Genomic DNA, 11,044 nt, shown 5'->3' on the forward strand with positions numbered 1-11,044 from the left:
TTTTTAGGTGGTTCAAATATATAACTAAGGTTTTAGTATTTAATTATACGGCATGTTAAATTTTGTTAATTCTTGTTAGCTTTGAGGTATTGAAAGCGATGGAGCTGGGCCCGGCTGAACTGGCGGCCAGGTTTGTAAACTATACATCCAGACATGTTTTCCTGACAGGCAAGGCGGGTACGGGAAAGACTACCTTTTTAAGGAACCTGGTGGCGCACACCTATAAAAAGGCGGTGATCGTGGCCCCTACCGGTATCGCTGCGATCAACGCGTCGGGTGTGACGATCCACTCGCTGTTCCAGCTGCCTTTCGGGACTTTTCTGCCCCGGAATCCTCCGGGTGATCCTGGCGAAGGTACGCAATACCATACTCCGAAAACGGTGGTGAAACATCTGACGATGAACGCGGCAAAGCGAAAGGTGCTGGTAGATATGGAGCTGCTGATCATCGATGAGGTGAGTATGCTTCGTGCCGATCTGCTGGATGCAATGGATGTGGTACTGCGTTATGTCCGCAGGAACAATGCCCCGTTCGGAGGTATACAGGTACTTTTTATCGGTGACCTCTATCAGTTGCCGCCTGTAGTGAAGAACAGTGAGTGGAGCCTGCTTTCTCAGTTTTATCAGAGTATATATTTCTTCGATGCAGAGGTGCTGCGGGAGCATCCGCCGGTGTATATCGAACTGGATAAGATCTACCGGCAGGAAGACCAGGTGTTTGTGGACCTGCTGAATAATTTAAGGAACAATAGGGTAACCCAGGCCGATATGGATTTGCTGCAACGGTATTACCGGGCAGATTTTAAGCCGGAACTGAAGGATAAATACATTACGCTGACCACGCACAACAACAAGGCGGATACCCTGAACCGGCAACACCTGGACGAACTGCCGGGATATAGCTACCTGTACCGGGCAAAGATAGAAGATGATTTCAGTGAGTATGCCTTTCCTGCGGACGATATCCTGGAGCTGAAGACAGGGGCACAGGTGATGTTCATCAAGAACGACCCTACGGGAGAACAACGGTTTTTTAATGGCAAGATCGCGGTGGTGACGGATCTGAAGCCCGACCTGATCGAGGTGGCTCCGGAAGGCGGCGGACCGAGGATCGTGCTGGAGAAGTATACCTGGAAGAACATCAGGTATACCACAGACAAAGTGACCGGGGAGATCAAGGAGGACCTGGTCGGAACCTTTACCCAATACCCCCTGAAGCTGGCCTGGGCAATTACGGTGCACAAGAGCCAGGGGCTGACTTTTGATAAGGCGATCATCGATGTGGGCAATGCATTTGCACCCGGACAGGTATATGTAGCCTTGTCCAGGTTGCGTTCACTGAACGGCCTGGTGCTGACTTCGCTGCTCGGATCCGGAATAAGACCGGACCAGCATGTCGGTTTTTTTTCGGGGACCAAGCCGGATATGGAGGTTCTGCAGGAGCAGGTGGGGCAGGAAACCGGTCGTTTTTTGATGGATTACCTGCTGAAATGCTTTGATCTTTCGGCGCTGGATAATTACCTGTACGAGCATGTACATTCTTACAATAAGGACATTTACCGCTCTGCGAAGCAGAAACACCATAAGTGGGCGGAAAAGCTGTTCCAGGCCGTAGTGGAACTGAGAAAGAGCGGGGATAAGTTTAAGGTGCAACTGACCAGGCTGGGTACGGATGCATCGGAAGAAGGCAGGATGAAATTGCTGGAGCGGGTTTCGGCCGCCAGTACTTATTTCGTGCCGCTGCTGACAGGTCTTTCTGTGCAGGTTCTTGAACGTATCGGACTGGTGAAACAGGACGAGAAGCAGGTAAAGGAATTCCTGGGCGAGCTGATAGAAATGGAATCGGTCTTTTATGAGCAGATGAAACGCATGCAAAAGGCTCCGGGCCTGTTGCAGGCACTGATGGATAACAGGGATTTCAGGCGCCAGGATGCGGAACGGCTGATCGGCAATGCGGAACGTGACCAACTGATGCGTGACCTTTTTGCCGGTGAGGCCGTCAAGAAGAAGAAAAAAGCAAAGACAGCAGCAGCCAGGGAACCTAAGACAGATACCAAGGAGCTGTCGCTGGAACTGTTCAGATCAGGGAAGACAATTGCAGAGATCGCCCTGGAGCGTAAGATGGTAATCGGAACGATTGAGGGGCACCTTGCCCATTATGTAGCGGAAGGGCTGGTCTCGGGGGCCGGGATCATCGGGGAGGACAAACTGAAGGCTATCCTGGAGGCGATCCGGATCCTGAAGACAAAGCAAATGAACCCGATCCGGGAATACCTGGGACGGGAATATTCTTTTGGCGAGATCAAGATCGGGTTGGCCGCAGCCATTGCCGGGGGAGACTGATCAGGGTTCTACCTCTCCTTCAAATACTTTTTTTGCCGGGCCGCACAGGAAGACATTGGTAAAGTGCCGGCCGTCATAGTCGAAGCTGATCTTCAGGTCACCGCCAAGTACTTTTACCGGGGTTTCAATATGGCCGCTTTGCTGTTTGTGACGGGCAACTGCCAGTGCCACGGCAGTAACACCGGTACCGCAGGCAAAGGTTTCATCTTCCACACCACGCTCGAAGGTGCGGACAAAGAGCCTGTCGCCCTGGTCTTCTACGAAATTGACATTGATGCCTTTTTCCCGGTAGGTGCCGTTATTGCGAATGGCTTTGCCTTCCTGATAAACGTCTAGGTCTTTGAGGTTTTCCGTCTGCAGGACATAGTGGGGTGAACCGGTATTGAGTACATAGGCATTTCCGTCCCTGGTAATCGTGTCGATATCGATCATTTGCAGGTCTACCCATTCGCCATTTTCGGAAATTTTGGCATAATGCGGGCCGTCTACTGCCAGAAAGTTAGTTTCCTTGTCAATAATGCCCAGGTGCCTGGCAAAGGCGACGATGCACCTGCCGCCATTGCCGCACATACTGCCGGGATTGCCGTCGGCATTAAAGTAATGCATCTCGAAATCGTAATCCGGATGGTCTGTAAGGAACATCAGGCCATCTCCACCGACGCCGAAACGCCTGTCGCACAACTCATGGATGCGTTTGTAGCTGATGTCTTTTAACGGCCCCATACGGTGGTCAATGAGGATAAAGTCGTTTCCGGCGCCCTGGTATTTATAGAAGTGCATGCTCACGAGTGGTTTAGCTGCCAGGCTTTAACATTTTTTAACAATGTTCCTGACTTGTTTCTGATGCAAATATCGTTCATATGGTATTAAATTTGAATTAACGAAAGCAATAAATGCGATGACGGTGTTAATATGATATTCCGATGAGCTTTTGGTACCGGCTCACAGAACTGCGACACTGATCGCCCGGTAGATGAATCAAAAAATGAAAGAAATGAAAAAAATAGGAGTAATTGTGTTGGCCGCGTTTGTAGGTGGTGCGGCTGCAATTGGCGGGTACAAAATGCTGGAACGCCAGGATCAGAGCCTTTCCTTCGAGGAACAGCAGAAGGTGATCTTTGCGAACAACCCTAAGATTTCCTCAGCAGGAGCTGTCGATTTCGTAGAGGCTGCAGCTGCAGTCTCACCTGCGGTAGTGCACATCAAGACCACTTATGGAAATACCTCAAGCAGGGTCGGAGGCTCTCCGTTTGACATGTTTGAGGAATTTTTCGGTGGCGGTGGCAGAAGGATGCAAAGTGTGCCGAGGGCCGCTTCAGGTTCCGGCGTAATCCTGACTCCGGATGGATACATTGTGACCAATAACCACGTTGTAGAGAAAGCGGATAAGATCGAAGTGATCCTTTCGGACAGGCGTAAGGTCGCTGCAAAAGTGATCGGAACTGATCCGAATACGGATCTGGCGCTGATCAAGGTAGAGGCCAGCAACCTTCCGATCGTGAAGATGGGCAACTCAGATAATGTGCAGATCGGTGAATGGGTACTGGCTGTAGGTTTCCCGCTGGATCTGCAGACTACGGTTACTGCGGGTATCGTAAGCGCGAAGGCAAGGAGCATCGGCATACTGGCCAGAAACCAGGAGCCGCCCACCGAAGAAGAATATGAGGAATACCAGAGAACAGGAAAGCTGCCTTCTAGGGCGAATACCAGCATCGAGTCCTATATCCAGACCGATGCAGCGATTAACCCGGGGAACAGCGGTGGTGCGCTGGTGAATGCAAGCGGCGAGCTGGTAGGCATCAATGCGGCGATCGCTTCGCAAAGCGGAAGGAATGAGGGATATGGTTTTGCGATCCCGGTGAACCTGGCTAAAAAGATCCTGGACGATTTCAGGAAATATGGCGAGGTGAAACGTGGTTATATCGGGGTAAGTTTTACTACGCTTGATGCGGACAATGCTGAAAAGCTGGATGTAAAGGACATTACAGGCCTGTATGTTTCTGAAGTATTGCCGAACAGCGGCGCTGCGGCTGCCGGACTGAAGAAAGGCGACATCATCAAAAAGGTAGACGGTGTGACCATCTATGACTCTCCTGATCTGCAGGAAAGGATCGGCCGTCTGAGCCCTGGCGATAAAATACAACTGACCTACCTGAGGGATGGCCAGCTGAAAAATGTAAGTGTGACCCTGAAGTCAAGGGGAGACGAGGACACCAGGCCGAAGACAGCGTCCAGCAATAAGCCTACAGGAACCAGCTTTGATAAGCTTGGGGCAACCTTTGCCCCAGCTTCTGAGGCTCAGAAAGCGAAGTATGGTGTGAAGAGCGGAGTAGTGGTGACTGGTACAGAGCGTGGTAAGTTGTTTGACAACTGGGAGGTGCCTAAAGGGGTGATCATTACTTCCGTGAATGGCCGGCCGGTGAACAGTTCAAAGGATGTAGAGAATGCATTGCCGAATTCCAGAAATGGTATGACTACCATCACTGGTGTCGGACCGCAGGGATCTTTTACCTATAGTATCAATTGATCGTTATTCTCTGGGATATAAAAAAGGGGCTTTTCATGCCCCTTTTTTTATTGCCTGCCTCCGAATTCTTAGAATGTTTCTAAATAGCTCATTTGTCATTATTTTGTCTTTGGTATTTATCAATTAATTTTTTAATTAAATACTTTTGCACAACAGAACTAAAAAAATATTATTCTAATGGCTAGTTTCGGAAACGCTTTTTCCTCATCAATAGGGAAAAAATTAATAATGGGTATTACCGGCCTGTTCCTGATCTCTTTTCTCGTAGTACACTGCTTCCTGAATTCTCTCATCTTTGTGAATGACGGGGGGCTGACTTTTAACATGGGTGCCCATTTTATGGGGACAAACTGGGTTATAAGGACCATGGAGGTAGTTTTGTTTCTCGGATTGCTGGGACATATTTACCAGGGCTATAACCTTACGGTTCAAAACCAGAAGGCAAGGCCGGTAAGGTATGCGGTCAATAACGGTTCTGCCAACAGCAAATGGTACTCCAGGTCAATGGGCCTTCTGGGTACACTGCTGCTGATCTTCCTGATCGTACACATCTCAAAATTCTGGGTGATGTCAAGATTTACCGGTATTCCTACCGAGGATGCGAATGGTAACCACGACCTTTTTGCAGTAATGGTAGAAACCTTTCAGAATCCGGTCATCGTCGCACTTTATGTGCTGTCCATGTTTTCCCTTGCTTATCACTTACTGCATGGTTTTGCTTCGGCTTTCCAGACCTTAGGCTGGAACCATAAAAAATATACGCCGGTCATCAGGAAGACAGGTGTATGGTTTTCCATTATTATCCCTTTCATATTTGCTTTGATGCCTTTGGCGATCTACCTGGGTTTTATTAAATAATTAAGAACGAAAAGAATTATGTCAGAATTGAATTCAAATATTCCGGAAGGCGAATTGACCCAAAAGTGGACTAAGTTCCGTTCTTCTGTACCATTGGTAAACCCGGCCAACAAAAGAAGCATCGAAGTGATCATTGTAGGTTCCGGTCTTGCCGGTGCTTCCGCTGCCGCTACGCTGGCGGAGATGGGTTATAAGGTAAAGTGTTTCTGTTTCCAGGATTCGCCGAGAAGGGCGCACTCTATCGCCGCACAGGGTGGTATCAATGCAGCAAAAAACTACCAGAATGACGGTGACAGCGTTTACCGTTTATTTTATGATACGATTAAGGGCGGCGACTACCGCGCACGTGAGGCCAACGTACACCGCCTGGCTGAGGTGAGCGCGAATATCATTGACCAGTGCGTGGCCCAGGGCGTGCCGCTGGCACGTGAATACGGCGGCCTGCTGGACAACCGTTCCTTTGGTGGTACGCAGGTGCAGCGTACCTTTTATGCTGCGGGCCAGACTGGGCAGCAGTTATTGCTCGGGGCTTATTCAGCACTGGAACGCCAGATCGGTATGGGCAAGGTAGATATGTATACCCGTCACGAGATGCTGGAAGTGGTGAAGATCGATGGCAAGGCCAGGGGCATCATTGCCCGTAACCTGATCACCGGGGAGCTGGAACGTCATTTCGGACATGCAGTTGTGCTGGCTACCGGCGGTTACGGAAACGTGTTCTTCCTGTCGACCAATGCGATGGGCAGTAACGTGACTGCGGCCTGGAAGGCACACAAACAGGGCGCTTATTTTGCGAACCCCTGCTATACACAGATCCACCCGACTTGTATCCCGGTATCGGGAGACCACCAGAGCAAGCTGACGCTGATGTCAGAATCGCTGCGTAACGACGGACGTATCTGGGTGCCTAAAAAGAAAGACGATCCGCGCAAACCTCAGGACATTCCCGAAGACGAGCGTGATTATTACCTGGAACGCCGTTATCCTGCTTTCGGCAACCTGGTGCCGCGTGACGTGGCTTCCAGGGCGGCCAAGGAACGTTGCGATGCAGGCTATGGAGTAGGCGCTTCTAAACTGGCGGTATACCTGGACTTTAAGGCAAATACAGAGCGTTACGGAAGGATTGAGGCAGCTAAGGCGGGTAATCACCACCCGGATAAGGAAACCTGTATGCGCCTGGGTACCGAGGTGATCAGGGAAAAATACGGTAACCTGTTTGACATGTATGCACAGATCACCGGCGAGAATCCTTATGAGACACCGATGCGTATCTATCCTGCGGTGCACTATACGATGGGCGGTCTTTGGGTAGACTATAACCTGATGACTACTGTACCTGGTCTGTATTGTGCCGGGGAGGCAAATTTCTCCGACCACGGCGCCAACCGCCTGGGCGCTTCCGCGCTGATGCAGGGGCTGGCCGACGGTTATTTCGTATTGCCATATACCATTGGACAATACTTGTCTAAGGAGATCTCCGTAAAGGCGATCCCTACCGACCACCCTGCATTCGTGGAGGCTGAGGCAAAGGCTAGGGGCATTCTGGATACGCTGATCGGCATTAAGGGTACGAAATCGGTTGACCATTTCCACAAGCGACTGGGACATATCATGTGGGAAAAATGCGGTATGGCGAGGAACGAACAAGGGCTTAAGGAGGCGATCCAGGAGATCAGGCAGCTTCGTGAGGAATTCTGGAAGGATGTCAGGGTACCGGGAAGCACCGATGAGCTGAATACAGAACTGGAAAAGGCGGGTCGCGTTGCCGACTTTATTGAGCTGGGTGAGCTGATGTGTATCGATGCGCTGAACCGAAACGAAAGTTGCGGCGGACACTTCCGGGAGGAGTATCAGACCGAAGAAGGAGAAGCCTTGCGTGACGACGTGAATTATGCATACGTGGCGGCCTGGGAGTTTAAAGAAGGAGTGAACTTTGAGCTGCACAAGGAGGAGCTGAAGTTTGAAAATATTAAAGTAGCACAAAGGAGTTATAAATAGTACAGTATCATGAGTACAGGAAATATGAACTTGACGCTGAGGGTTTGGCGTCAGAAGAATAGCAAAAGCAAAGGTGCTTTGGTTGATTATAAGGTGTCTGATATTTCGCCTGATATGTCCTTTTTAGAAATGTTCGATGTGCTGAACGAGCAACTGATCAATAAAGGTGAGGAGCCGATCGTTTTTGATCATGACTGCCGTGAAGGGATCTGCGGAATGTGCTCGATGTTCATTAACGGACGTCCGCACGGTCCGAAGGACCTGATCACAACCTGTCAGCTTCACATGCGTTCGTTTAAAGACGGTGATACGATCGTGGTGGAACCCTGGAGGGCGCAGGCTTTCCCCGTCATCAAAGACCTTACGGTAGACCGTTCTGCGTTTGACAGGATCATTGCAGCAGGCGGTTTCATATCCGTGAACACCGGTAATGCCCAGGATGCGAACAACCTGCCTATTCCTAAGCGTCAGGCGGATGCTGCTTTCGAGGCAGCGGCCTGTATCGGTTGTGGTGCCTGCGTAGCTACCTGTAAGAATGCTTCTGCAATGCTGTTTGTTTCGGCCAAGATCTCGCAGCTGGCGCTTTTACCACAGGGGCAACCTGAGCGTTACAAAAGGGTACAAAGTATGGTGGCGCAGATGGATGCCGAAGGATTTGGTAACTGTACCAACACGGGTGCCTGCGAAGCAGAATGTCCTAAAGGTATTTCGCTAGAAAACATCGCAAGAATGAACCGAGACTTTTATTCTGCAAAATTTGTTTCTGAAGAAGATATTTAATACTTTTATATCCACGAGACAAGGGTATACGTAAGAAGGCCCCGGATAACCATCCGGGGCCTTCTTGCATTGAGGCGTTAATTATCGGATTGAGGGCGTTCTCAATTTTTTATTCGTCTTTTTTCTGGTTAGCCGGGCCTTTTTTATTTCCTGATTTTGTGGTGATGATGATGACACCATACTTTCCCGCATTCCCATAAGTCTTTATCGCATCGTCATCCTTAAGCACGTGGATCGCTTCAATATCTTCCTGTTTGATGGTTGAGAGCGGAGAAAGTAATAGGCCGTCAGGTCCGGTTTTGTTGTCGAGTTTTACACCATCAACGATATAAAGCGGCTGTGTGCTGACACGGATTTGTACGGTTTTGTTCGTGTCCGTCGACTTCTCGCTGTTAACCCTGATACCAGCAACCTTTCCTCCCAGTATTGATTCCACATTAGCAAGGGGCGGCTTTTTCGATGGAGACAGGTTGAAGGCGATCGGCAGGTTGTATTTTACCCTAACCTTTTTTCCGCCCTGGACGCCAGGAATCCATCTGGGGCTTTTGCTGATCACCCTGACCGCCTCCTCATCAGTTCCGTAGCCTAGTTTCCTTTCTACCTTGATATCGGTCAGGCTGCCGTCTCTCTCCACGACAAAGGATAAAAATACCTTACCTTCAATCTTATTGTCCCGGGCTTGCTGGGGATATTTAATGTTGTCCCCGATATATTTGTAGAACGCTGCCATCCCACCGGGAAAGGTAGGTTGCGTCTCCAGGCTGACAAAGTCGTATACCTTTTCGGTTTGTGCCTCCGGTGAGCTTTCCACCGGCTGGCTTGCAGTACCTGATGGTTTGAAGCCTCTCACATTGATCGTGTTTAACAGGGTATAGCCGGGGAGATTCTTCAGGGCCCTGGCCTTCGCAGATACAGCAGCAGCATCCTCGTCAGTTAAAGTGAAGGCAACGCGGAGCACGTACTGACCATCGGGAATATCCTTCAGGTCAGGATAAAACAGGATGGACTTCATTACCTCAACATCGCAGCCGCCACCCAGGGAGGCGCCTGCTATACTCAGGTCCCGGGTTTCCCCGTTTTTCAGACCGAACTTGATCTGAGCGATGCCGGTGATCCCTGCGCGTCTCGCGGCCTCGGGGTATTTGATGGTTGTCCTGATGTGGTTGTAGAATTTTTCCCAGTCCGGGTTAATGCTGTTCTCGCCGGAAGTAATGATCCTGGGGTTTCCCGTAACCCGGCTGAGCCCGGCAGTTCGGGCAGTCGCGGCCACCACTTCTCTGACCGTGCTTACCGGAGCATCCAGCGGGATTTCTTCTGCGAGGCTTCTCAGGTTTTCATTCTTCCTGACGGTGGCGGAAGAAAGGATGAGTGCGAGGCCGAATAGGGGTACGAAGAAGCCGTATTTCAGGACTGCGGTTTTTGCAGAACGCTCCTTATAAAGCATAGCAATCCTTTTTTTGAGCATGGATCTGGCCGCGAAGTTGTTGGTCAGCGTACTTGGTACTACACCCATCGCCTTGCTCATCAGCAGCAGGGCATACTGGTCTTTATTACCCTGAAAATGGGCGGCGGCCTCGTCGGCAAGATATTCGTGGATATTCCTGATCGTACGTTTGATGGCGTAGATTACGGGGTTAAACCAGAGTAAGATACCGATCAGCTCAAATAAAATGATGTCGGCCGAGTGCAGTTGGCGCATATGGATATGCTCATGTTCGTTGACCGTTTCCACACCGTCCATGTGCTGATCGACGACTTTTTTGCCGAAGAACGAGAAGGCTGCATTTTTTTCAGGTGAACGCAGCAACAGCAGTGCCCGGCAGAATTTTGCCACAAATATCAGCATGGCGACCAGTACGCCTGCCAGGTAAACAACGACAAGCGTATCGGTCAGGCTGATGCTTTCCTGTTTTTCCGGGCTGACGATGATTTGGCTCATGATGCCATTGAGCTGGTCCACCCCGACGTAGACCTTTTGTGCTACGGGCTGAGTCGTGAACCACTCGAATCGTAAGAATGGAATGGCCAGCGACAGGATGCCTGCAGAGAGCAGGTACAGCCGGTTCAGTTTGAAATAAGTTTCCCTGTCGAGCAGGAGTTTATAGAAGCCATAGAATACCACCAGGTATAGGTTGACTTGCAGGAGGTAATGTGCCCAGTTCATTTTTCTTTCTTTTTGAGTTTGTTAATCATTTTCAGGATCTCATCGACATCATCCAGGTCGAGTTTTTCTTCTTTGACGAAGAAGGAGAACATACTTTCCACCGAGTTCTCAAAGTAATTGCCGAGTAATTTGTCCGTCGCATGACGCTTATAATCTTCCCTGCTGATGAGTGGATAATAGTTATGGGCTTTGCCAAATGTTTCATGGCCGATGAACCCTTTCGTTTCCAGTATACGGATGATGGTAGAGACAGTATTGTAGGCCGGTTTGGGTTCTGGTAAATGGTCAATAACGTCTTTTACAAAACCCTTCTTTATCTGCCATAGGATCTGCATGATCTGCTCTTCCGCTTTTGTGAGGTCTTTAATTTCCATT

At 49.8% G+C, this 11,044-nt stretch carries 8 protein-coding genes; 5 read left to right on the forward strand and 3 right to left on the reverse strand.

Going from position 1 to position 11,044, the window contains the following annotated elements; translation table 11 throughout:
- Positions 1–62 precede the first annotated feature (62 nt).
- Positions 63–2,342 (forward strand): helix-turn-helix domain-containing protein, encoded by a 2,280-nt coding sequence (locus tag P2W84_RS07195; protein ID WP_276089443.1) that lies wholly within the window; start codon positions 63–65, stop codon positions 2,340–2,342.
- On the opposite strand, the gene dapF is transcribed toward P2W84_RS07195, so the two are convergent.
- Positions 2,343–3,128, reverse strand: coding sequence for a diaminopimelate epimerase (gene dapF, locus P2W84_RS07200; protein WP_276089444.1), 786 nt, complete (start codon positions 3,126–3,128; stop codon positions 2,343–2,345). It abuts the gene before it with no gap.
- Between the two features lie 208 nt (positions 3,129–3,336).
- On the opposite strand from dapF, the gene P2W84_RS07205 reads away from it, so the two are divergent.
- The 4 genes from P2W84_RS07205 to P2W84_RS07220 all read left to right on the forward strand — a co-directional run bounded on the left by P2W84_RS07205 (position 3,337) and on the right by P2W84_RS07220 (position 8,505).
- A complete protein-coding gene (locus P2W84_RS07205; RefSeq protein WP_276089445.1) occupies positions 3,337–4,869 on the forward strand; it encodes a Do family serine endopeptidase in 1,533 nt (510 codons plus the stop codon).
- A 177-nt stretch (positions 4,870–5,046) separates the two neighbouring features.
- Positions 5,047–5,727, forward strand: coding sequence for a succinate dehydrogenase cytochrome b subunit (locus P2W84_RS07210; RefSeq protein ID WP_276089446.1), 681 nt, complete (start codon positions 5,047–5,049; stop codon positions 5,725–5,727).
- Positions 5,728–5,745: 18 nt separating this feature from the next.
- A complete protein-coding gene (locus P2W84_RS07215; RefSeq protein ID WP_276089447.1) occupies positions 5,746–7,725 on the forward strand; it encodes a fumarate reductase/succinate dehydrogenase flavoprotein subunit in 1,980 nt (659 codons plus the stop codon).
- 9 nt (positions 7,726–7,734) lie between these two features.
- On the forward strand, positions 7,735–8,505 hold the full coding sequence (locus P2W84_RS07220; RefSeq protein ID WP_276089448.1) for a succinate dehydrogenase/fumarate reductase iron-sulfur subunit: 771 nt from the start codon (positions 7,735–7,737) through the stop codon (positions 8,503–8,505).
- Between the two features lie 109 nt (positions 8,506–8,614).
- Here the strand turns inward: P2W84_RS07220 and P2W84_RS07225 are convergent, their stop codons facing one another.
- Together P2W84_RS07225 and P2W84_RS07230 are read right to left on the reverse strand one after the other, a co-directional pair.
- Positions 8,615–10,669 carry a TonB family protein gene (locus P2W84_RS07225; RefSeq protein WP_276089449.1) on the reverse strand — a complete coding sequence of 685 codons (2,055 nt, stop codon included), beginning with the start codon at positions 10,667–10,669 and terminating at the stop codon, positions 8,615–8,617.
- Entirely contained in the window at positions 10,666–11,043 is a 378-nt protein-coding gene (locus P2W84_RS07230; RefSeq protein WP_276089450.1) for a BlaI/MecI/CopY family transcriptional regulator, read from the reverse strand. The genes P2W84_RS07225 and P2W84_RS07230 overlap by 4 nt, the downstream gene beginning before the upstream one ends.
- Between the last annotated feature and the right edge of the window lies 1 nt (position 11,044).

It is taken from the genome of Pedobacter sp. JY14-1, from assembly GCF_029269825.1.
Lineage (GTDB): Bacteria > Bacteroidota > Bacteroidia > Sphingobacteriales > Sphingobacteriaceae > Pedobacter.

Excerpts from the sequence above, each read along its gene's own strand:
- P2W84_RS07205 (WP_276089445.1), top strand. The coding sequence starts at position 3,337 with ATGAAAAAAATAGGAGTAATTGTGTTGGCCGCGTTTGTAGGTGGTGCG.
- P2W84_RS07210 (WP_276089446.1), top strand. The coding sequence starts at position 5,047 with ATGGCTAGTTTCGGAAACGCTTTTTCCTCATCAATAGGGAAAAAATTA.
- P2W84_RS07215 (WP_276089447.1), top strand. The coding sequence starts at position 5,746 with ATGTCAGAATTGAATTCAAATATTCCGGAAGGCGAATTGACCCAAAAG.
- P2W84_RS07220 (WP_276089448.1), top strand. The coding sequence starts at position 7,735 with ATGAGTACAGGAAATATGAACTTGACGCTGAGGGTTTGGCGTCAGAAG.
- P2W84_RS07225 (WP_276089449.1), bottom strand. The coding sequence starts at position 10,669 with ATGAACTGGGCACATTACCTCCTGCAAGTCAACCTATACCTGGTGGTA.
- P2W84_RS07230 (WP_276089450.1), bottom strand. The coding sequence starts at position 11,043 with ATGGAAATTAAAGACCTCACAAAAGCGGAAGAGCAGATCATGCAGATC.